Source organism: Bacillus siamensis (assembly GCF_051628075.1).
Taxonomy (GTDB): domain Bacteria; phylum Bacillota; class Bacilli; order Bacillales; family Bacillaceae; genus Bacillus; species Bacillus siamensis.
This window is the reverse complement of sequence record NZ_CP155579.1, coordinates 1,066,662-1,088,003: the sequence shown is the minus strand read 5'-3', so window position 1 is coordinate 1,088,003 and position 21,342 is coordinate 1,066,662. Positions and strand designations below refer to the sequence as shown.

21 protein-coding genes and 1 other annotated feature are annotated in these 21,342 nt (G+C 46.2%); of the genes, 4 read left to right on the top strand and 17 right to left on the bottom strand.

What is annotated here, in order from left to right:
• The first annotated feature begins 57 nt into the window (after positions 1-57).
• Positions 58-270, top strand: a binding site (T-box leader).
• Between the two features lie 55 nt (positions 271-325).
• On the top strand, positions 326-1,318 hold the full coding sequence (gene trpS / locus ABDB98_RS05630) for a tryptophan--tRNA ligase (protein WP_016938237.1): 993 nt from the start codon (positions 326-328) through the stop codon (positions 1,316-1,318).
• A gap of 32 nt (positions 1,319-1,350) precedes the next feature.
• Here the strand turns inward: trpS and ABDB98_RS05625 are convergent, their stop codons facing one another.
• From ABDB98_RS05625 to ABDB98_RS05585, 9 genes are all read right to left on the bottom strand, one after another.
• Positions 1,351-2,103, bottom strand: a complete 753-nt coding sequence (locus ABDB98_RS05625; protein ID WP_016938238.1) for a YjbA family protein — start codon at positions 2,101-2,103, stop codon at positions 1,351-1,353.
• Positions 2,104-2,251: 148 nt separating this feature from the next.
• The gene (gene opp4C / locus ABDB98_RS05620; RefSeq protein ID WP_438421603.1) at positions 2,252-3,166 is read right to left on the bottom strand and encodes an oligopeptide ABC transporter permease; all 915 of its coding nucleotides are present in this window, start codon (positions 3,164-3,166) and stop codon (positions 2,252-2,254) included.
• Between the two features lie 21 nt (positions 3,167-3,187).
• Positions 3,188-4,138, bottom strand: coding sequence for an ABC transporter permease (locus tag ABDB98_RS05615; protein WP_045925327.1), 951 nt, complete (start codon positions 4,136-4,138; stop codon positions 3,188-3,190).
• A 66-nt stretch (positions 4,139-4,204) separates the two neighbouring features.
• Positions 4,205-5,833: a peptide-binding protein gene (locus ABDB98_RS05610; protein WP_060963092.1), complete on the bottom strand. Its 1,629-nt coding sequence runs from the start codon at positions 5,831-5,833 to the stop codon at positions 4,205-4,207.
• Between the two features lie 77 nt (positions 5,834-5,910).
• Positions 5,911-6,900: an ABC transporter ATP-binding protein gene (locus tag ABDB98_RS05605; protein ID WP_060963093.1), complete on the bottom strand. Its 990-nt coding sequence runs from the start codon at positions 6,898-6,900 to the stop codon at positions 5,911-5,913.
• Positions 6,897-7,883 carry an ABC transporter ATP-binding protein gene (locus tag ABDB98_RS05600; protein WP_016938243.1) on the bottom strand — a complete coding sequence of 329 codons (987 nt, stop codon included), beginning with the start codon at positions 7,881-7,883 and terminating at the stop codon, positions 6,897-6,899. The genes ABDB98_RS05605 and ABDB98_RS05600 overlap by 4 nt, the downstream gene beginning before the upstream one ends.
• A 172-nt stretch (positions 7,884-8,055) precedes the next feature.
• Positions 8,056-8,841, bottom strand: coding sequence for a DUF2268 domain-containing protein (locus ABDB98_RS05595; RefSeq protein WP_438421602.1), 786 nt, complete (start codon positions 8,839-8,841; stop codon positions 8,056-8,058).
• Between the two features lie 84 nt (positions 8,842-8,925).
• On the bottom strand, positions 8,926-10,164 hold the full coding sequence (fabF, locus tag ABDB98_RS05590; protein WP_438421601.1) for a beta-ketoacyl-ACP synthase II: 1,239 nt from the start codon (positions 10,162-10,164) through the stop codon (positions 8,926-8,928).
• Between the two features lie 23 nt (positions 10,165-10,187).
• Positions 10,188-11,126: a beta-ketoacyl-ACP synthase III gene (locus ABDB98_RS05585; protein ID WP_016938246.1), complete on the bottom strand. Its 939-nt coding sequence runs from the start codon at positions 11,124-11,126 to the stop codon at positions 10,188-10,190.
• A 165-nt stretch (positions 11,127-11,291) separates the two neighbouring features.
• Here ABDB98_RS05585 and ABDB98_RS05580 point away from each other — a divergent pair, with 165 nt between their 5' ends.
• A complete protein-coding gene (locus tag ABDB98_RS05580; protein WP_060963097.1) occupies positions 11,292-11,534 on the top strand; it encodes a hypothetical protein in 243 nt (80 codons plus the stop codon).
• Positions 11,535-11,563: 29 nt separating this feature from the next.
• Here ABDB98_RS05580 and ABDB98_RS05575 read toward each other — a convergent pair whose 3' ends face one another.
• From ABDB98_RS05575 to ABDB98_RS05560, 4 genes are all read right to left on the bottom strand, one after another.
• Positions 11,564-11,755, bottom strand: coding sequence for a ComZ family protein (locus ABDB98_RS05575; protein ID WP_003155061.1), 192 nt, complete (start codon positions 11,753-11,755; stop codon positions 11,564-11,566).
• 12 nt (positions 11,756-11,767) lie between these two features.
• Positions 11,768-12,721 (bottom strand): BMP family ABC transporter substrate-binding protein, encoded by a 954-nt coding sequence (locus tag ABDB98_RS05570; RefSeq protein WP_095240949.1) that lies wholly within the window; start codon positions 12,719-12,721, stop codon positions 11,768-11,770.
• An 88-nt stretch (positions 12,722-12,809) separates the two neighbouring features.
• Entirely contained in the window at positions 12,810-13,376 is a 567-nt protein-coding gene (locus ABDB98_RS05565) for a hypothetical protein (protein WP_438421600.1), read from the bottom strand.
• An 82-nt stretch (positions 13,377-13,458) separates the two neighbouring features.
• Positions 13,459-14,193: a hypothetical protein gene (locus tag ABDB98_RS05560; RefSeq protein WP_438421599.1), complete on the bottom strand. Its 735-nt coding sequence runs from the start codon at positions 14,191-14,193 to the stop codon at positions 13,459-13,461.
• Between the two features lie 261 nt (positions 14,194-14,454).
• Here ABDB98_RS05560 and ABDB98_RS05555 point away from each other — a divergent pair, with 261 nt between their 5' ends.
• Positions 14,455-14,640: a YjzD family protein gene (locus ABDB98_RS05555; protein ID WP_016938251.1), complete on the top strand. Its 186-nt coding sequence runs from the start codon at positions 14,455-14,457 to the stop codon at positions 14,638-14,640.
• A gap of 36 nt (positions 14,641-14,676) precedes the next feature.
• On the opposite strand, the gene ABDB98_RS05550 is transcribed toward ABDB98_RS05555, so the two are convergent.
• Positions 14,677-14,856: a YjzC family protein gene (locus tag ABDB98_RS05550; protein ID WP_016938252.1), complete on the bottom strand. Its 180-nt coding sequence runs from the start codon at positions 14,854-14,856 to the stop codon at positions 14,677-14,679.
• A gap of 170 nt (positions 14,857-15,026) precedes the next feature.
• On the opposite strand from ABDB98_RS05550, the gene ABDB98_RS05545 reads away from it, so the two are divergent.
• Positions 15,027-16,177, top strand: a protein-coding gene (locus ABDB98_RS05545; RefSeq protein WP_438420799.1) for an IS3 family transposase whose coding sequence is annotated in 2 segments (ribosomal slippage) — positions 15,027-15,300 and positions 15,300-16,177 — 1,152 coding nt in all. Because the reading frame shifts where the segments join, the coding sequence is not laid out codon by codon here.
• Between the two features lie 44 nt (positions 16,178-16,221).
• Here the strand turns inward: ABDB98_RS05545 and argF are convergent.
• The 3 genes from argF to ABDB98_RS05530 are packed head-to-tail and all read right to left on the bottom strand — an operon-like array spanning position 16,222 to position 21,327.
• Positions 16,222-17,193, bottom strand: coding sequence for an ornithine carbamoyltransferase (argF, locus tag ABDB98_RS05540; protein ID WP_060963100.1), 972 nt, complete (start codon positions 17,191-17,193; stop codon positions 16,222-16,224).
• On the bottom strand, positions 17,181-20,276 hold the full coding sequence (locus tag ABDB98_RS05535) for a carbamoyl phosphate synthase large subunit (RefSeq protein WP_438421598.1): 3,096 nt from the start codon (positions 20,274-20,276) through the stop codon (positions 17,181-17,183). Before ABDB98_RS05535 ends, argF begins: the two co-directional genes overlap by 13 nt.
• Positions 20,269-21,327, bottom strand: a complete 1,059-nt coding sequence (locus ABDB98_RS05530) for a carbamoyl phosphate synthase small subunit (protein WP_438421597.1) — start codon at positions 21,325-21,327, stop codon at positions 20,269-20,271. The genes ABDB98_RS05535 and ABDB98_RS05530 overlap by 8 nt, the downstream gene beginning before the upstream one ends.
• Positions 21,328-21,342: the final 15 nt, after the last annotated feature.

The following is a 21,342-nucleotide window of genomic DNA, read 5'->3' as shown; positions in this document are numbered from 1 at the left end:
TCTGATGACATTTGGCTATAATTGATTTATAATAGATCAATCAAAGAACATTTTGTTGTGATTGCTATGATGAAGAGTAGTACACATATCAACCCGTTTGAAGAGAGCCTGCGGTGCTGGGAGCAGGTAACGGGCCCTGTGGAATGGACTTCTGAGCAGCTGACCGAACGTAAAGTAGGCCCAGCCGGAGCAGCCTCCGTTACCAACGTCTCGAGCGATTCCATTGTAATGGAATAATCAGGGTGGCACCACGGTTCATTCGTCCCTTTTTTCTACGGGAAGAATGGGCTTTTTTTATTATGTTTTAAGAAATGAGGTAAGAACTATGAAGAAAACGATTTTTTCAGGCATTCAGCCGAGCGGCTCTGTTACCCTCGGCAACTACATCGGCGCTATGAAACAATTTGTCGATTTACAGCATGATTACAACGGATATTTCTGCATCGTCGATCAGCATGCAATTACGGTTCCGCAGGATCGGCTTGAGCTGCGGAAGAACATCCGCAATCTGGCGGCTCTTTACCTGGCCGTCGGACTAGACCCCGAGAAAGCGACCCTCTTTATCCAGTCAGAGGTTCCCGCTCATGCCCAGGCGGGATGGATGCTCCAATGTGTCGCATATATCGGCGAGCTTGAGCGGATGACGCAATTTAAAGATAAGTCAAAAGGCAAAGAAGCCGTCGTCTCAGGGCTATTAACATATCCGCCGCTGATGGCCGGTGATATTTTATTGTACGGCACGGATCTTGTTCCGGTCGGAGAAGACCAAAAACAGCACCTTGAACTGACCCGCAATCTGGCGGAGCGCTTCAATAAGAAATACAATGACATCTTCACGATTCCTGAGGTGAAAATCCCTGAAACGGGCGCGCGCATCATGTCACTGGCTGATCCGCTCAAAAAAATGAGCAAATCAGACCCGAACCAAAAGGCATACATCACGCTTCTTGATGAGCCGAAACAGCTCGAAAAGAAAATCAAGAGCGCCGTGACTGATTCGGAAGGCATTGTAAAGTATGATAAAGAAAACAAACCGGGTGTTTCTAACCTTTTGACGATCTATTCTATTTTAGGAAACACATCAATTGAAGAATTAGAGGCAAAATATGAAGGCAAAGGTTACGGTGAATTCAAAAGCGATTTAGCCGAAGTCGTTATCGGCGCTTTGTCACCGATCCAAGAGCGCTATCGTGAATTAATTGAAAGCGACGAGCTTGACCGCATTCTCGACGAAGGGGCAGCACGCGCAAACAAAACCGCCGGCAAAATGGTGAAAAAAATGGAGAACGCCATGGGTCTCGGACGGAAAAGAAGATAAAGAAAAGAGGCGGGATGATCCCCGCCTCTTTTTTAGTTCACTTTTGATTCCTGTTCCATTTCCCAAAGCTTTTCGAAAAACGGCTGCCCTTTAATCAAATTTTCACAGAACGCAAGATGCTTGTCTGACCAGCCTTCGATTGTTTCATTATAAAGCATGTCCCAAATCTCTTCAAAGCTCATCCGTTTGATCTGCTCGTACATATGCGGATTCCATTCCGTGTACCAATACACTATTTCCGCGCGGTTTTTCAGCCCTTTCAGCTGGTCAAGCGCCATAAACATCAGCTGCTTGATCTGCCGTTCTTTTCTTGTCAGCCCTCTGACATGCTCCGGCGCCAATGATAAAATGTGATATTCCTTTGAAGACTCCAATTGTGCAGGCTCAAATTGAAACGATTCCGGCTCTACATCCTTTACCATTTCATAAACAAGCTGCTCCTGCCTCGGAATCAGGCGGCTCTTTCTGACCGGAATGGTATACCCGATCGTATCCACGGCAATGATGCCGATTCCGTCAGTCACGACAAAACAGTACTCAAGCTTCGTCCGTTCATGATTTTTTCGCACATATGACTTTTGATGCACTTGTTCCAGCAGCTCTTTCGGAAGCTCTGATAAGTCGTTTTCTATGTAATGAAATAATACCGACGGCACTCTGAGCAGCGGCGTCTGATCCAAAAGCTCAACCGTGTCTTCCTTCCGCCATTCGTGAAAATGGCATACATTGTAGCCATTCTCTTCCCCTTCAAACCAATTGACCCACACATCATGAAGAAATAACATATTCGACCCCTCACTTTATAAAAACTGTTGTCCACAGTATAGGCAAGGGATAGATAAATTATTCCATTTTGATATGAGATTTCCTCAAGAGAGGGCTGGATTTCCCCTTGCATCGCAACAAAAAAAATCTCCCGTTCCGTCCGGGAGATCATTTCACATTTTTCGGATCAAGCGCGTCACGCAGCCCGTCTCCGACAAAGTTGAAGCACAATACGGTAAGAAGAATCAACAACCCTGGGAATAACGGGTACCACCAAGCCTGAATCATAAGCGTAAAGTTCTGTGCATCCTGAAGCATATTGCCCCAGCTTGCGATCGGCGGCTGAATCCCGAAACCGAGATAACTCAATGTAGATTCTGCCAAAATAACCGTTCCGACCTTTAATGTGGCCGAGACAATAATCGGCCCAAGCGCATTCGGCAATATATGAGAAAAAATAATATGATGATTTTTTGTACCGATCGTCTTTGCAGCCAGTACAAATTCTCTGGAACGAAGCGATAAAAACTCCCCTCGCACAAGGCGTGCTGTTGTTGTCCAGCCTGTAAGGGAGAAAATTAAAATTAATTTATCCATTCCGGGCTGAAAAATCGTAACAAGTGTAATAAGCAAAAATATATCAGGTATGGATAATACGATATCCACAGTTCTCATGAGAACGGCATCGACAATTCCCTTAAAATAACCGGCAACGGCTCCGACAACAGTTCCGATTGTAATTGCACCGATCACAGATGCGAATCCGACAAGCAAGGAAACACGCGCCCCGTACAGAACCCTCGTAAAGATGTCTCTTCCGAATTTATCAGTTCCCATTAGATGTTTTAAACTCGGCGGCTTCAAACGATTGACAAGAGATTGACTCTCTGGAGAGTAAGGAGCGATTACCGAAGCGAATAAAGCTGACAAAATGATGATGGTTAATATAACGGCTCCGATTACAGCAAGTTTGTTTTGAAAGAACTTTTCGAAAAAAATCTTAGTCATTGTTTCCGGTTTGGATTGAATATTTTCTTTTAATTTTATTTCACTGGGGGGTGTGCCGGTATTTGGCTGTAACATTTGACCTCTCACCTCTCTTAGTTAATATTCAATACGCGGGTCAGCCAACGCATATAAGATGTCCGCAATTAAATTCCCCACTACAACCAAAACAGCTGAAATGACCGTCATGGCCATGATAACCGGATAATCTCGTGAAAAGGCTGAATCAATAAACAATTTGCCGAGACCCGGCCAAGTAAAAATCTGTTCTACCACTACCGCTCCCCCGATAAATGACGGTATCATCAGACCAAAAATAGTGATGACAGGAAGAAGTCCGTTTCGCAAACCGTGCTTAAAAATCACTTTATTATCTCTGAATCCTTTCGCACGCGCCGTGCGTATATAATCCTGTTTTAACACATCAAGCATACTGGATCTTGTGTATCTCGTTATCCCAGCCATGTCTGCCGTTGCGAGCACAAAAGCAGGCAGAATCAAATGATGCAAACGGTCAAATATGTTAAAGTCAGCATTCAAAGTGCTTACTCCGCCAGTGGGAAACCACCCAAGATTCACAGATAAAACCATAATTAAAATCAAACCGAACCAAAAATTCGGAATAGCAAGCCCTAAGAATGAAGTAACAGTTATCCCGTAATCCAATTTGGAATAAGGACGTTTCGCTGACAAAACACCAAATGGAATAGAAATCAGAAGAGCGACAAGGGTTGAGAAAAGCATAAGCACAATCGTATTCGGTAAGCGGGATAAGATAAGTTCAGAAACAGGGGTGCCTTTCTTCACAATAGAAGTCCCGAAATCGCCTTGCAGCATATTCCCCAGCCATTTCACATATTGAACCGGTTCCGGATCGTTCAATCCGTATTTTTCAATGAATTTCGCCCTGTCCGCTTGACTGATTGTAGGGTCCATCATAAGTGACATCGGGTCTCCCGGCGCTGCTTTCATGATGGCAAACGACAAAATTGTAATGCCTAAGAGAATCGGCAAGGACATTAATGTTCGCCGTAAAATATATGTAACCATATTCTTGTCCCCTTTTTAAATAGGATAAGAGAGGAAAGGAACCTCCTTCCCTCTCAAGGGCTTTTGCTATTTTTGATCCAGCCACCATTTTTCAATATTGTACAAGTCATTTTTAGGGTGGAATACATAGCCTTGTAAATTATTCGGCATCGCTCTGTGATAGTTGTAATAGAATAAGAAGCTGTACGGCTGATCTTCCGCAATCAATTTGTATATCTCTTCATATTTCTTTTGGTATTCTTTTCTGTCAGTAATTGACTTCGCCTCTTCAAGCAGCTTATCGACTTTCGGATTTTTGTACCAAATATTATTCAGCCCGTTTTTAGATTGGCTTGAATGGAAGATGGAGAACTGATCCGGGAACGTAGCAAGACTCCATCCGAGAAGAAGAGCGTCATAATCCCAATTAGGGGCACTGGTCTGTTCAATTAACGCACTGAATTCAACAATCCGCGGCTTTGCCTCAATTCCTACTTCTTTTAATTGCTGCTGAACGACAACCGCTAAATCTTCACGAATTTTATTGCCTTGATTCGTTTTAATTTCAAAAGAGAATTTTTTCCCGTCTTTATCAAGGTAGCCGTCACCGTCATGATCTTCCCATCCGGCTTCTTTTAACAGCTGCTTTGCTTTTTTCGGATTATAATCAAATGTCGGCACTTTAGACTTCGGATAATTCCATGACAGCGGACTTTCAGGAACATCCGCTACCTTACCGTCTCCGTTCAGCACTTGATCTACCATTGCCTGCCTGTCAAGAGCGTAAGTCAATGCCTGACGCACTTTTTTGTCCTTAAAAAGCTCTTTTTTCTCATTCCAGCCGATATAGCTGTAGTTTAAGCCGAGATCAGATTTAACCTTTACGTTCCCAAACGTCTTAACCGTATCAAAATCTGTGCCCGGCACAGCGAAGAAATCAATGTCCCCCGCTTTTAACTGGGCCACGGCTGCGTTGGAATCAGGAATTGTTTTGACTGTCACTGTATCAAGATATGGTCTGCCTTCAAAGTAATCATCATTTGCTTTCAGTTTGACATACTCGCCCTTTTTCCACTCGACAAACTTAAACGGACCGGAGCCGATTGGGTTTTTACGGTTAAATTCATTTTCTCCCAGATCAGCAACCGGGACCTTACCCAATATATGTTTTGGCAAAATGCCGTAACTGCCGAGAACGACATTGTAGAAATAGGCATCTTTTTTCTTCATTTTAAACTGAATTTCATATTTTCCTTTTTTCGTTACGGATTTAAGTGACTCAAAACCTGAGCCCCGCTCACCGTTGTAATCTTTGTTAAGAGGAATGCTGTAGGTGAACACTACATCATCGGCCGTGAGCTCTTTTCCATCATGGAATTTTACGCCTTTTTTCAGTTTTACATCATACGTTAATCCCCCGTCAGACTCTGTTACTTTTTCAGCCAGCGACGGCTTGACGTTCAATTTCTCATCGGTTTCTAATAATGTGCTGTAAATCATTCCTTCAATATCGGAACTTGCAACATCGGTGGAGTAAAGAGGATTAAAAAGCGTTGGTTCCCCAGTTGACCCGACAACCAAATCTCCGCCTTTTTGCGGTTTTCCGGCCGGTTTGGATTCGGTGCTTGTGGATTTTGAGCCGGAGCAGGCTGACAGGAAGATGGCGAGCGCCATAAAAACACTTAGCATCATCAGTGCGGTTTTACGTAATTTCATATCAATTCCCCCTTTGTGATATATATGCAGCAAACAGGTTATGTAATCCGGCATACCCCCTCTCGATGCTTGTCATTTCAGGTATATAAATGGCAGGCGACGTAATGGCCGGGAGCGGCTTCTTCAAATGCCGGGATTTGTTCCTTACAGATCGGTTTGGCCATCGGGCACCGCGTGTGGAACACGCAGCCTTTCGGCGGGTTTGCCGGGCTCGGCAGTTCTCCTTTCAGGATGATTCGTTCCCGCTTGACGGCGTCTTTTTTTCTCGTGACGGGCACTGAAGATAACAGCGCTTGCGTATAGGGGTGAAGCGGATTGTCGTACAGCTCATGTTTATCGGTCAGCTCCATCATTTTCCCCAGATACATAACGCCGACTCTGTCACTGATATGGCGGACAACACTTAAATCATGGGATATAAACAAATAGGTCAGGTTGAATTCTTCCTGCAGTTCTTCCATCAGATTGATGACCTGAGCCTGAATGGAGACATCAAGCGCCGATACGGGTTCATCCGCAATAATCAGCTCGGGATTCAATGTTAAAGCACGCGCAATCCCGATCCGCTGACGCTGCCCTCCGGAAAATTCATGCGGATAGCGGTTCGCAAAGCTCGGATGGAGACCGACTTTCGCCAGCAGCTCCTCTACTCTCTCGTTCCGCTCGCGAATGCTGTACATATGGTGAGTCTGGAACGGTTCTTTAATAATGGAGCGCAGCGTTTTTCTCGGATTAAGCGATGCGAAGGGGTCCTGGAAGACCATCTGGATGTTTTTGCGGACACTTTTTCTCAGCTTTTCTTCTGATAAGCCGGAAATATCCTGGCCCTTAAAAAGAATCCGGCCGTCTGTCGGTTTGTATAAACGGATCATCGTCCTTCCCGCCGTTGATTTGCCGCATCCTGATTCACCGACGATGCCGAGCGTCTCGCCGCGCTTCAGTGAAAAAGAAACACCGTCGACAGCCTTGATGTCTCCGACTTTTCTTTGAAAAAAACCGGAACGGATCGGGAAATATTTTTTTACGTCTTTCAGCTCTAATATCGTTTCTTGGTTCACAGCTGTCATTTTGATTGGGCACCCTCTTCCTCATATAAAAAACACCTTACAGAACGGCCGCTTTCATGTGTTATCAGCTCCGGCTGCCCCGTTTTGCATTTGTCCATCGCCTTCGCACACCTCGGAGCGAATCGGCAGCCTTCCGGAAGATGATCCGGTGTCGGGACACTGCCTTTGATCGCTTTTAATGTATCAATCTCTCCGTCTATCACCGGTATGGAGTTTAACAGCCCTTCCGTGTACGGATGAAGGGGGTTTAAAAATAAGTCTTCCACGCTCGCGCTCTCAACGACTTGTCCGCAGTACATCACGATCACCCTGTCGGCGGCTTCGGAAACGACGCCTAAATCGTGAGTGATCAGCAGAATGGAAGTATCGAATTTTTTGCAGAGGTCTTTCATCAGCTCCAATACTTGGGCTTGTATCGTCACATCAAGCGCCGTCGTCGGTTCATCGGCTATTAGAAGCTTCGGGTTGCAGCTGAGCGCAATGGCGATCATCACCCTCTGTCTCATTCCCCCGGAAAGGCGGTGCGGATATTCTTTCATTACTTGTTCCGCTCTTGAGAATCCGACGAGCTTGAGAAGCTCAACGGCTTTATTCGCGGCTTCTTTTTTACTCATTTTTTTATGGTATTCAAGCACTTCGGTAATTTGTTCGCCGATGGTCAGCACCGGGTTTAGAGAAGTCATAGGTTCCTGAAAGATCATAGAGACGTCATTTCCGCGGATTTTGCAATATTCGTTTTCGGTGAAGGAGGCCAGGTCCCTGCCTTCCAGCTTAATCGAGCCGTCCACAATTTTCCCGCCCGAGCCTTGGACAAGTCCCATAATAGAAAGAGAGGTGATGCTTTTGCCCGAGCCGGATTCTCCTACAAGGGCGACGGTTTCGCCCTTGTTAATGTGAAAATCCACCCCGTCGACTGCGGGAATCGGCTGTTTCTTTCTGAAAAAATAGGTCTTTAAGTTATTCACTTCTAATAGTGTGCTCATGATACGCCCCTTTCTCATTCCGCTGCAGCAGAGGGAAACATACGTTTCGCTATCACAAAATATAGAATAGTCAAAAATTTTATAGTTGTATATTATTACATCATTATTACAAAAGCAAGAATTTTTTAGGATAAATGTAATATCATCAAATAATTACCATTCTTTCATTCTTTTAAAGCGTTGCTTCCAGAAAGGTTTTTGAAGGGATGGCCAATGCTTCTTTTACTGTTTTTTGATGATCGGTTAAATATTTTTTTACTATATTGAATCCGACGGCATAACCAAGCATTGAGGGGAAGTATCCTTTTCCGTATAAGAGCTGTGAAAACATTCTGCTGTCTCTCGTTAATCGGAGGTTCGGCTTGACTCTTTTTTCAAACAGAAAATCAAGCTGCTCAGGCGTATAGTAGGACGTCCATTCCGCCGTAAGATTTGAGCCGAATCGCTCATATACAGCATATTCTGCCAGCCCCTCCATCATGATTGTATCAAGTAATGTCTCATCTTTTTCGTCCTTTGTCACATGTTCTAACCGGCAGACGTGATTATATTCATGTGTCATAAGGGCGGAAACAGCTGAATTGGAACTATCCGACGATAAGAAGAGAAACATTTTGTCCCGGAAAGCAAGACCGGATTTTGACCCGAATTCCAGACGGATTTTCCGGTTTCGTTCATCAACGGGCAAAACAACGATCGGCACATCGGGTCCGCTCCACTTCTCCTTTAAATAAGCTTCCTCCTTTTGGATATGGCTGTAGCTTCCTCTTTCTTTCAGCCGTTTACTGGTCCTAACGCCGTCCTTCAGATGGCGGAACATTCCGTGGTTTTGCAGCATCGCGAGTATCGGCTTCCACTCTTTCTTTTCGGCCCCTGAAAAAAGCGGCAAAAGGTGCGGGGCCAAATCATTCATGGATGCCGCCTTTTCCATCCATTTATATGTCTGCTTGACGCTCATACCGGTTCGCCTCCTCTTGTTGTTATCATATGCACGCACAAAAAAACCGGCCGCCTTTTTCAGGCAGCCGGTCAAAAAACTGTATTATTGATATTTTTTAAAGATCAAAGTGGCATTATGTCCGCCGAATCCGAGCGAGTTGCTGAGAACGATGTTAACATCCTGCTCGCGCGCTTTGTCCGGTACATAATCTAAATCACACTCTTCATCAGGTGTTTCGATGTTAATCGTCGGCGGGATAACGCTGTCTTTAATCGCCATGACGGAGAAGATGGCTTCAATTCCTCCGGCAGCGCCTAACAAATGGCCCGTCATTGATTTTGTCGAGCTGATGGCAAGCTTGTACGCATGATCACCGAAAACGGTCTTAATGGCTTTTGTCTCGTATTTGTCATTGTAGTACGTGCTTGTGCCGTGAGCGTTAATGTAATCAATTTCTTCAGGCTTGATGCCCGCATCTTTGATTGCTTCCTGCATCGCTCTCGCACCGCCTTCTCCGTCTTGGGCAGGCGCGGTAATGTGGTAAGCATCACCCGTTGAGCCGTAACCGACAATTTCTCCGTAGATGTTTGCACCGCGGGCAAGCGCGTGCTCAAGCTCTTCAAGTACGATAATCCCCGCGCCTTCTCCCATGACAAAGCCATCACGGTTTTTATCAAACGGGCGGCTTGCCGTTTTCGGATCAGGATTTGTAGAAAGGGCTTTGTTTGCGCTGAAGCCCGCAAATGACATTCTTGTCAGCGGCGCTTCCGTTCCGCCCGTAATCATCGCATCGGCATCGCCGCGCTGAATGACTTTAAACGCGTCACCGATAGAGTTTGTTCCCGTCGCGCATGCCGTCACCGTACAGGAGTTGACTCCTTTTGCTCCGAGAGCGATTGAGATTTGGCCTGTCGCCATATCCGGAATCATCATCGGAACAAAGAACGGGCTGACCCGTCTCGGCCCTTTTGTCAGGAAGATTTCGAATTGGGATTCAAGCGTTTCAAGGCCGCCGATTCCGGAACCGACCCAAACGCCGACTCTTGGCGCGATCTCTTCTGTGATGTTCAGACCGGCATCTTCAACAGCCATTTTCGCAGCTACAACAGCATATTGTGTGAAGCGGTCCATTTTTCTCGCTTCTTTTTTATCCATGTAGTTTTCAATATTGAAATCTTTCAGTTCAGCAGCTACTTTCGCCGGATACTCGTCCGATTCCACACGTGTGATCGGTCCGATTCCGGATACGCCGCTAATCGCATTTTTCCAGCTTGTTTCGGCGTCGTTGCCAAGCGGAGACAGGGCTCCAAGTCCTGTAACGACTACTCTTTTTTTATTCATCATGTGTGCACCTCACCTTTTTTCTATCGTCCCCAGCGCACCGCTATGGCGCCCCATGTCAATCCTCCGCCGAAACCGACCATGACGATGACATCGCCGTCTTTAATTTTACCTGCTTCCAGTTCCTCTACTAATGAAATCGGAATGGATGCCGCGGATGTGTTTCCATATTTATGGACTGTTTTAGACATCTTTTCAACCGGAAGCTCCAAACGTTCCCGTGCCGCTTCCATAATGCGGATGTTTGCCTGATGGGGAATCAAAAAGTCTACGTCCTCTTTGGAAAGACCGGCTTTTTCAATGACATTTACACTTGATTCACCCATTTGCCGGACGGCGAATTTGAATACTTCTCTTCCATGCATGATTGTATGCCCTTTTTCATCTAAGTACAAGTGCTGACCGCCTGTACCGTCTGCTCCGAGCTCAAATGACAGTATGCCTCTGTCGTCGCTGACCGGTCCGATGACAGCCGCTCCGGCCCCGTCCCCGAACAGAACAGCCGTATTGCGGTCTTCCCAGTCAGTAATGCTTGAAAGCTTTTCGACTCCGACCACAAGGACATGTTTGTATGTTTGCGATTCAATGAACTGTTTGGCGGTTACGATACCGTACATAAAACCGGCACATGCAGCGCTGATATCCATCGCGCACGCTTTTTTGGCCCCGAGCTTTTCTTGTATCATACAGGATACGGTAGGGAAAGACTGGTCGGGAGTGACCGTCGCCACGAGGATCATATCAAGCTCCTCAGCGGAAATGCCCGCCTGATCAAGCGCTTTTTGCGCAGCCTCAGCGGCCATGCCGGATGAATACATATCTTCAGCGGCGATTCTTCTTTCTTCTATACCTGTTCTCGTACGAATCCACTCGTCCGATGTATCTACCATTTGTTCAAGATCATGATTTGTCAGCACTTTTTCCGGGATATAACGGCCGACACCAAGAATTCCAGCTTTCATAGGAAAGACTCCTTTTTATAATGAATTTAAAACTAATTAGTTATGATCAATTGTTAGTATCAGGTACTAATTCTACCCTATTTTTTTTCTGTTGGCAATATATTCGTCTAAACTATCGGCTCCCGCTCTTCATAGAATATAAGGAAGATGAAAGGAGGCTTTATTATGGATATTTTCACTAAAATGATGTTCGGCAATTCCGGGGACCGGGATAAAGAACCGGAAGAAAACGAAAAAAACGAAGAAAACCCCGAGCAGCCTCAGGCTGAAAACGAAGGTCCGGTCGATTACAACCACGTGATGAATCAGCTGGGCTCCATCATGAACTCCCTCGATCAATTAAAGCCTGTATTTAAAGACCTTGGGCTTGGATCGATGGTTTCCGCCATCAAGAAAAAAATCATGTGAAAAGCCACTTCATGAAAAAGTGGCTCTCTTTATTTATTCAGCTCTCCGGCATCAGATCTGCCAAGCTCATATGCTTCCGCCATGACCGATGTAAATAGATCCATAAACGGCTGAATCATTTCCATAGACAGATCAATGCCGGATTTCTCAAGCTCCGCCTTTGCTTCCGGCAGGTATTTCATTGCGATCTGCATAAATTCAAGAGACTTTTCATGCTGCATGTGTATCCACCTCTATTCATTTGACGGCAGTTCATTTGTTCGGTTATACGTTTTTACAAGATCTGAGATTTTGTCTTGAAATGCTTTGTCCACCAGAGGGCTGAACGTCCCCATTTCAACGACTCCTTCCCTGAAATCGAAGTTGTGATCTCCGCTCTTGAGCGTGCCGTTATTATATTGCTCGGCGATTATTGTATAGGCTTTGTCTACATTTTGCACGGTGCTTGTCAGCACCGTGTTTTTGCCGAGGTTCGATTGCTCGGCGACATAGCCGATGGCGTAAAGCCCGTCTTTTTTAATTTGCTGAATGACAGGAACATTATACCCGTCTCCGGCCGGATATACAACATCCGTGCCTTCTGCTTTTAACTTCTTATAAAGATGCAGTGCTTCATTGCCGTTATCCCAATGGTCCGTAAATTCAGTATTGACGGTGATATCGGGCTTTTCATATTTTGCCCCTTTAATAAAGCCGTCTACCTCAGGCTGCCATAAAAACGAGGCGATGACGCCGACCTCATTGGTTTTTGACATATGGGCGGCCGTCATTCCCCCAAAAAAGCCCATCGCTTCTCCCATAAGATGAACGCTTGTGACATTATCGTTTTTCGCCGTTCCGTTTGCGACGACGAATTCCATGTCGGGATAATCCTTACTGATCATATTGAAGATTTCCTCGTATTCATTTCCGTGCCCGTATAAAAGATTGACTCCTTTTTTATGCAAATCATCTATCGCTTTTAAAATATCTTCATCAGATCTGATATTTTCTTTATAATAAACGTCAACGTTAAATTCAGATTGTATCGCTAATAAACCTTTGTAACCTTTTGTGCCCCATACCAGGTCACTGATGGTATCGGGAAACAGCATTCCGACCTTCTCAATTTTCCCTTTAAACGGAGTTTGTGCGCATCCGCTCAATAAAAGGAGGACAGAAAAGACCATGACAAGCCTGGTGATCAAGCCGTGTTCAACCCCTTTTTTACTCATAACATGTATAATTGGTATACATTTATTGTAGCGGTAATGCACATAACATGGAAGGTATTTCTTAAAAATTGTCGAATGTTGATGAAAATTGTCTTTTCCACTCTTGAATTTTTTCTTCCGCTTCTGTTTTTTGCGTTTTTTCTATTATTTCCAGGGTAATAACCTGATTTTCTTCCTCTGTGCCGTCCGCCTGAAGCTTATTCATCAACCCGCAGGCTGCGTCTTCTAAAAAGACCCTGCTTTCGCCATCTTCTTTCGCTTCCGTCCACGGGCCGTAAAGCGGCGGAAGAATAATCGTTTTAACCGTGTCCCGCTGGCCGTTTTTTTCCCAGTCTCCGTGATCCTCATTGTAAACAATCCAATATAAAGGCTCCGTTCTGTCTTCAGGCAGACATCCGCTCCCGTATTGAACGCAGATTCGATCGTATTCCTTAACACCGATTTCATCTATGATTTGAAAAAGCCCGTTCCTCCCGAGCCACATTAAACGTTCTTCTAAATACAGCTGCCTCGTTTTGTCCTCCGGCTCATCCAAAATGACATCAACATGCACACCTTCATCCATCATCCGTTCGCATAATGAAAGGCCGAGAAATTCATCTGCTCCAATGATCAGCGCTGTCTTCATCACATATGCCGCCTTTCCGGTTTTTCATTCACGCACAAGCCAAACAGCCCTCTGAAAAGAGATGGCTGTTGTATACTATTCACTACAGGTCTTTTTCATGACTGCGGAAAAAGCGGCAGATGGCTCTGTACATCCGCGCCGGATTCTCAAGCATGTGATACGTGATATCAGTCTTGCATCCGGTCTTTTCCCGGGCATCTTTATATGCGTTCGCATGCAGGGTATACGGATACGGCGCTCCGGTCGTTCTTTGCCATATATGTACCGGCACGCTGGTGCGGCAGCCGGTGATGGTCTGATAGGTCAGCGAGCTTGCCTCTTTTTCAGAAACACCGAAGCTTTGAGCCGTTTCTCTCAGAAACTGCTTATAAAAAAACTTATTTTCTTTCTCTGATTCAAAATGGGCTTGAAGGTCAAGACAAGGATCTAACATTGCTGCTGAACGGATATGCTCCGGCGAAGATTGCAGCAGTTGATCGGCGATGAGAGCGCCCATGCCTTCTGCAAGCAAATGTATTTTCGGATTGAGGGTTTCTTGTTTCAGTACATAATGAATCAGCTGTCTGGCGTAAGCGGCGGCTTTTTCCGATCCCCAATGCCTGCCGTATAAATTGCTGTTGAAGATTGTATAACCTCTGTCACGCAGCGTATTTAACAGCTGGTTTCTCCCTTCATGTTCGAGCCAAAAGCTTGAATCCCCGCTGACAAAGTGAGTTCTGTCCCCGAGAATAAAGATACAGAAGCCATTCGGCCGATACGGCAGATGGATGACGTTCAGCTCAGATCCGAGTTGGAAAAATCTTTCCGTTATCCCCATGCCTTTCCGCCTCCTTTTACTCCTAGTTTCTCTATTGGCTATCATATGTAAGAAGAATGAAAACGGATCAGTTAAACCCCTATTTGCTTCTATGTTTTGGCTATTATACCGGTGCGGGGACCGTATTTTCCGTCAGACGGCCGGGCATGCGGTAAAAAGTCAGTTTTAGGGCGGGGCTTTTTGATGCGAAATTGACCTTCCGCCCGCGCCTTATGTATGGTATGATACAACGTAGAATAAAATGAAGGACGAGGTGGAAACGTGCGGTTAGTTATCGGTTTTATTTGGACGTTCCTTTTAACACATATGGCCTGTTATTTGATCGCCTCCATGAACAGCGCGGCGTACAACTTCAAGCAATCATCAGTTATCGCCGTAGTTATCGCGGTGCTTGTGTTTGTTCTTGCGGAAGTCATGCCTGTCAAACAGGATGCAAGCCAGCATTAATTAAAAAAACCTGCTATTCAGCAGGTTTTTTTCTGTTCACGGTTTTCGTTGATATGTCCACAATCTGTTGTGATTTGAAGTCTCAGGAAACATTTCTCCCGCCGTAAGCTTGATTTTTTGCGGATTTTTGACCATACTTCCCGTTTCGCCGATTTCAACGTACACACCGTTATTCGGCGCTTTTTGTCCCGGTCGGAATTGATGCTGCTGTCCCACGTCATTTCCTCCTTTTTCTTTTTCATGTAGTATGCGCTTGTATGCGAGAAAATATTAAAAAACCGCTGAATGAGGCGGGACTGACCCCATAATATGAGACAAACAAAAAACACCTTCAAGTTTGAAAACGGATCGTTGTTATCCGAAATTAGACTTGGAGGTGTTTTTCTATGAGGACAAGAGTGAGTTATCCGGTTGAAGTCAAACAGAAGACTGTAGAAATGAGATTGGCGGGCGTGCCTGTGAAGGAGATCATGCAGGAATTGAATATAAAGAATAAGACGCAGATTCAGACATGGGTCAGGTGGTATAAAGCTGGGGATACACATCGATTCGAACAACCCGTCGGAAAGCAATATTCTTATGGAAAAGGTCCAGAGTATTCTTCCGAATTAGAGAAACTGCAGGCAGAAAATTGTTATCTGAGACAACAGAATGAAGTGTTAAAAAAGTACAACGAATTGGAAAGGAAGCTGATAGCGAAACGCCAGTCGAGCTTGTAGAAGCATTGCGCGGCACAATGACCATAAAGGATATCTGTATTCATTTAGGTATCTCACGAGCATCTTATTATCGTTGGAAGAAGAATCTGATGAAAGATAACCCTAAATACCATTTAGAAAAACAAATCGGCACGTTGTGCCGAGAACACAAGTATCGATATGGCTATCGGAAAATCACAGCCATATTAAAAAAGGAAATGCGTATGAATCATAAAACGGTTCAGCGCATTATGCAGAAGAATCAGTGGCAATGCCGGGTTAAGGTGAAAAAGCGCAAGAAGAATGGGCAGCCATATGCCGTGGCCGAGAATATATTGGATCGAAACTTTCAGTCTGATCGCCCTCTGGAAAAGCTAGTAACGGATATCACATATTTGCCTTATGGGCAGAAACAATTGTATCTTTCCAGTATATTGGATTTATACAATGGAGAAGTGATTGCTTTTACGATTGGCGATAGACAGGACACAGACTTTGTCTTACACACACTTGATCAGCTGCCTGCACTGCCAGAGAACTGCGTGTTACATAGTGACCAAGGTTCTGTTTATACATCTTATGAGTATCAGAAAGCTGTTAAAACAAAAGGCATTACCATGAGCATGTCCCGCAAAGGGACGCCCGCTGATAATGCCTCCATCGAATCGTTTCATTCCTCACTAAAGTCTGAAACGTTCTACCTCGACAGGTTGGAAAGCACTACGACGACCATCGTAGAACAAACTGTCGAAACCTATATACACTATTATAACAACATTCGTATTCAAACGAAACTAAACAACCAGCCGCCGGTCACATACCGACAGCTGGCTGCTTAAAGGTGTTTTGATCCCTGTCTCAAAAACGGGGGTCAGTCCCAGGCTCAGCGGTTTTTTTGTTCATCCTGATTGTAAAGAAGAGCTTTCAAGAGCGCTTTTTGTGCGTGAAGCCGGTTTTCCGCCTGCTGGAATACCGCAGAGTTCGGGCCGTCAATTATCTCGGACGTGACCTCTTCCTCCCGATGCGCGGGCAGACAGTGCAAAAAGGTATAGTCAGGTTTGGCGAGACTGACGAGTGAGGCGTTGACTTGGTACGGGGCAAACACGTTCAGCCGCTGCTGCATCTCTTCCTCCTGTCCCATGCTCGTAAAGACATCGGAGTAAATCACGTCTGCATCCCGCACCGCTTCCTGCGGATTTTCGGTAAGGATGATCTCCGCTCCGGAAACAGCCGCAGCTTCTTTTGCGGCATTTACCGCCTCTTCCTCTACTTCATAGCCTTTCGGCGAAGCAATCGCAATGTCACAGCCCATTTTTGCGCAGCCGATCATAAGTGAATGCGCGACATTATTTCCGTCACCGATATAGGCGACTTTTACTCCTTTCAGCTTTCCTTTTATCTCTTGTATCGTTAACAGATCCGCGAGTGCCTGACACGGGTGGTACCGGTCGGTCAGCCCGTTTATGACGGGAATGTGTGCATGCTCGGCAAGTTCTTCGACTTTTTCATGCTCAAAAGTGCGGATCATAATGGCATCAACGAATCCGGACAGCACCTTCGCCGTATCCGCGACCGTCTCTCCCCGTCCAAGCTGCAGGTCGCTGCTTGAAAGGAATAGTCCTGTTCCTCCGAGCTGAGCCATTCCCGCTTCAAACGATACACGCGTGCGTGTTGAAGATTTTTCAAAAATCATCGCCAATGTTTTTCCTTGAAAAATCGGCTGTATCGGATGCTGTTTTAATAATGAAGCTTCTGTCAAAAGCCCGTTAATGTCAGAAGGGCTGAAATCCTTCAAGGAAAGAAAATCTTTGCCGTACAAATGGGTTAATGTATGTTCCGCTTTTACTGTGTGCATGATGCCACATCCTTTTGATAAAGATCTTTAAGCGATACAGGCTGAGGTTTGCCGGAGCCGCTTGCTAAAAATGCCTTTGCGGTTTCCGGTTCAGTAAAGACCGTCACGCCGTGCGTCATGGCTTCAATCCGCTGTTTACGCGCTTCTTCAGAATGATTGAAATTAATATGGACCGCTTTATCCTTCTGATCCGCCCAGGCCTGAAAAGAGTCTTTGCACACGGTGAATCCCGCAGCTTTAGCCTGCCGTGCCAGTTCCTCATCTCCGCCTTCCAGATAGACGCTTCCTTTTTTCTCCCAGACATGCGCGTAGATTTTTTTCAGGGCGCTTTCTGCGTCAAAGGCGACACACATCCCTTCTCCTGTCGACTTCATTTCCGGTCCCGGCTTTACGTCAACATCCTGAATGGCGTGAGAAGAAAATACCGGGAATTTCACAGCCGTTCCATGCTGATTTTGAACCTCGGGCTTGAGGTCTTTAAGGGAAGAGCCGGCCAGCAGTCTGGCGGCAAGCGGGATCATCGGCACTCCCATCACCTTAGACACGACAGGAACCGTGCGGCTTGCCCGCGGATTCACTTCAAGAACGAGAATATCCCCTTTGTCATCAATGACAAACTGAATGTTCATAATGCCTTTGAAACCCAGTTTTACCGCAATTTTTTCGGCAGCCTTTTTTATATCCCGCTGCATATCAAGTGTGACGGACGGACCCGGCAGAATCGCAAAACTGTCGCCCGAATGAACGCCGGCCCGTTCAATGTGTTCTGTGTAAGTCGGAACGAATACTTCATGTCCGTCGGAAATCAGATCGATCTCCAATTCTTTTCCTGTAATGTACTGGTCGATCAAAATCGGATACGGCATGCCCGCTTCTTTTTCCAGCAGGTCTGACAGCTGCGCTTCTGAATCAACGATGATCATGCCCATCCCCCCGATGACATAAGATGGGCGGATCAGCACGGGATACCCGATGCGGCTTGCTTTTTCCGCGGCTTCTTCTTTCGTATAAGCCGTTTCCCCTTTGGCATGTTTCAGATCAAGCTCATCAAGCAGCCGATAAAACAGATCCCGATCCTCCAGCGCATCCAGGGTTCTAAAGGATGTTCCGAGCAGCTGAACGCCCGCTTTTTCCAGTGATTCAGCGGCATTGATAGCGGTCTGCCCCCCAAACTGGACGATGGCAAAATCAATGTTTTCATGTTCCGCCACGTTTAAAATATGCTCTGCCGTCAGCGGTTCAAAATAGAGCCTGTCGGCAATTTCGTAATCGGTGCTTACCGTTTCCGGATTGTTATTGATCATAATCGTTTCATAGCCCAGCTTTTGCAGGGTCAGGACGCCGTGGACTGCGCTGTAGTCAAATTCCACACCCTGACCGATGCGGATCGGGCCTGATCCTATAATGAGCGCCCGTTTTTTCTCTTTTCGGCTGATATCTCCGTCGCTTTCTCCGAGATAGGTGGAGTAGAAATAATTTGTCTTGGCATCAAATTCAGCGGCGCATGTATCTACGATTTTAAACGACGGGACGATATCTGCTTTCTTTCTGAGAGCGCGGATGTCTTCTTCCGTTTTCCCCGTAAGAGACGCGATCATGACGTCCGTGAAGCCTTTTATCTTCGCCTGCTTTAAAAGCGGGACGGACAAATGATCTCCTTCTTCCATCAGCTTGTTTTCCAATGTGATGATATTTCGGAATACATGAAGGAAAAACGGGTCAATTTTCGTTTTAGAATGAATGTCTTCTATCGTTACACCGCGGCTTAACAGTTCCATGACGACGAAGAATCTCCGGTCATCCGGCGTTACCGCTAAGTCCCACAGCTGATTGACCGTAAAGCCGCCGAGTTCGGGAAGGCGGGTGCCGATCGTTTTCAGCTCAAGAGAGGCCGCCGCTTTTTGAATGGCCGCTTCCATGTTTCTTTCGATCGCCATGACCTCTCCCGTCGCTTTCATCTTCGTTCCGAGCGTGCGGTCGGCATGTTTAAATTTATCAAACGGCCAGCGCGGAAATTTGACGATGACATAATCCAGCGCCGGTTCAAAGCTTGCATAAGTAGAGCCCGTCAGCGGATTTTTCAGTTCATCAAGCGTATAGCCGACGGCAAGTTTCGCCGCCATTTTGGCAATCGGATAGCCGGTCGCTTTTGACGCGAGAGCTGAAGAGCGGCTGACACGCGGGTTCACTTCAATGACATAGTACTGTTTGCTGAACGGGTCCAGCGCAAATTGAATGTTGCAGCCGCCGACCACATCAAGCGCTGAAATAATCGCCAAACTTGCTGAACGCAACATCTGATATTCTTCATCCGTTAACGTCTGGGACGGCGCGACTACGATGGAGTCTCCTGTATGCACGCCGACGGGATCGATGTTTTCCATGTTGCAGACGGTGATGCATGTATGATTTCTGTCACGCATGACCTCATACTCGATTTCTTTAAAACCGGCGATGCTTTTTTCGACGAGGCATTGGCTGATCGGGCTTGCCAACAGCGCCTGTTTAATCAGCGTCTGAAACGCTTCTTTCGTTTTCGCGATTCCGCCTCCCTTTCCGCCTAACGTATACGCCGGTCTCAGAATAACCGGAAATCCGATAGACTCAGCGAAGCGGAGGGCATCTTCTTCGTTGTCGACGATTTCGCTTTCTGGAACAGGCTGGTCGAGCTCCTTCATCAGGGCCCGGAACCGCTCCCGGTCTTCGCCTTTTTGAATGGTCTCCACTGATGTTCCTAAAAGCTTGACGTGATGCTTCTTCAGCACGCCTGCTTCTTCAAGCTTAACGGCTAAATTCAATGCCGTCTGGCCGCCCAAATTGGCAAGGAGACCGTCCGGCTTTTCTTTTTCAATGATGGCTTCGATGCTTTCGGTCGTGAGCGGTTCAAAATAAATTTCATCGGCAAACGCCTCATCCGTCATAATCGTTGCCGGGTTGTTGTTGACGAGAATAACACGGTATCCTTCTTCTTTCAGAGCCATGCATCCCTGCGTTCCTGAATAATCAAATTCAGCCGCCTGGCCGATGATGATCGGGCCTGAGCCGATGACTAATATGCTGGAAATGGTTGTATCTTTAGGCATGAGCGATTTCTCTCCTTGCTGGTATCACTTTCTCTAGAAATTCATCAAATATCCACTCGCTCTCAGCCGGTCCGGGATGAGCTTCAGGGTGGAACTGTACGCTTAATACGGGAAGGCGGTTGTGAATGAGCCCTTCCACTGAGGTGTCATTGACATGATGGAATCTGATCGACAGCTCGTTTTGGTCAATTGATGCTTCATCGACGACGTAGCTGTGGTTTTGGCTTGTCATAAACACCCGTTTCGTTTTCCGGTCAATAACGGGATGGTTGGCTCCCCTGTGCCCGAACGGCAGTTTATACGTATTCCCTCCGAAAGCGAGGGCAATCAGCTGATGTCCGAGACAAATGCCGAGTGCGGGGAAAGCATTCAGTAAAGCCTTAATCCGGGTCATGTACGGAGCAATCGCTTTCGGGTCCCCAGGTCCGTTTGAAAGCACGATTCCGTCAGGCCGAATATCATAAACGGCGTTCATCTGGTGATACGGAACGACTGTTACTTTACAGCCGCGCTTTACAAGCGACGAAGCAATTGATTTTTTATAACCGAAATCAATCAGCGCAATATGCCGGTCTCCGTCCCCCATAGAGGTGATCTCTTCAGCCTGCGCCAGCTCAGCCGGGTTTTCTGTTCCGGATGCCGCAGGAACTTCTCCTGTTGTTGACACGGCAGCGTTCATCGTGCCGCCGGAGCGGATGGTTTTGACGACGGCCCGTGTGTCCACTTCGGTTAAAAGCGGGATATTCCATTTATTTAAATACTCTCTCAAACTTGAGACTGCTTCATGGTGAGAAAAATGTTCACACGCTTCATACACGACAACGGCCTTGACTTGAGGAATCTTACTCTCAAGGTCTTTTTCATTAATTCCGTAGTTTCCGATCAGCGGATACGTAAAAACAATGATCTGCCCCTTATATGACGGGTCCGTAAGTACTTCCTGATAGCCCGTCATTCCGGTGAAAAAAACCGCTTCGCCAACACAGCATGCTTCTTTTTCAAGATCACCGCCAAATGATGTTCCGTCTTCCAATACTAAATAGCCTTTCATCTAAAGCCCACCTCT

Bases quoted from the DNA above. Each gene is read 5' to 3' on its own strand.
- trpS (WP_016938237.1), top strand. From the start codon at position 326: ATGAAGAAAACGATTTTTTCAGGCATTCAGCCGAGCGGCTCTGTTACC.
- ABDB98_RS05625 (WP_016938238.1), bottom strand. From the start codon at position 2,103: ATGTTATTTCTTCATGATGTGTGGGTCAATTGGTTTGAAGGGGAAGAG.
- opp4C (WP_438421603.1), bottom strand. From the start codon at position 3,166: ATGTTACAGCCAAATACCGGCACACCCCCCAGTGAAATAAAATTAAAA.
- ABDB98_RS05615 (WP_045925327.1), bottom strand. From the start codon at position 4,138: ATGGTTACATATATTTTACGGCGAACATTAATGTCCTTGCCGATTCTC.
- ABDB98_RS05610 (WP_060963092.1), bottom strand. From the start codon at position 5,833: ATGAAATTACGTAAAACCGCACTGATGATGCTAAGTGTTTTTATGGCG.
- ABDB98_RS05605 (WP_060963093.1), bottom strand. From the start codon at position 6,900: ATGACAGCTGTGAACCAAGAAACGATATTAGAGCTGAAAGACGTAAAA.
- ABDB98_RS05600 (WP_016938243.1), bottom strand. From the start codon at position 7,883: ATGAGCACACTATTAGAAGTGAATAACTTAAAGACCTATTTTTTCAGA.
- ABDB98_RS05595 (WP_438421602.1), bottom strand. From the start codon at position 8,841: ATGAGCGTCAAGCAGACATATAAATGGATGGAAAAGGCGGCATCCATG.
- fabF (WP_438421601.1), bottom strand. From the start codon at position 10,164: ATGAATAAAAAAAGAGTAGTCGTTACAGGACTTGGAGCCCTGTCTCCG.
- ABDB98_RS05585 (WP_016938246.1), bottom strand. From the start codon at position 11,126: ATGAAAGCTGGAATTCTTGGTGTCGGCCGTTATATCCCGGAAAAAGTG.
- ABDB98_RS05580 (WP_060963097.1), top strand. From the start codon at position 11,292: ATGGATATTTTCACTAAAATGATGTTCGGCAATTCCGGGGACCGGGAT.
- ABDB98_RS05575 (WP_003155061.1), bottom strand. From the start codon at position 11,755: ATGCAGCATGAAAAGTCTCTTGAATTTATGCAGATCGCAATGAAATAC.
- ABDB98_RS05565 (WP_438421600.1), bottom strand. From the start codon at position 13,376: ATGAAGACAGCGCTGATCATTGGAGCAGATGAATTTCTCGGCCTTTCA.
- ABDB98_RS05560 (WP_438421599.1), bottom strand. From the start codon at position 14,193: ATGGGGATAACGGAAAGATTTTTCCAACTCGGATCTGAGCTGAACGTC.
- argF (WP_060963100.1), bottom strand. From the start codon at position 17,193: ATGCACACAGTAAAAGCGGAACATACATTAACCCATTTGTACGGCAAA.
- ABDB98_RS05535 (WP_438421598.1), bottom strand. From the start codon at position 20,276: ATGCCTAAAGATACAACCATTTCCAGCATATTAGTCATCGGCTCAGGC.
- ABDB98_RS05530 (WP_438421597.1), bottom strand. From the start codon at position 21,327: ATGAAAGGCTATTTAGTATTGGAAGACGGAACATCATTTGGCGGTGAT.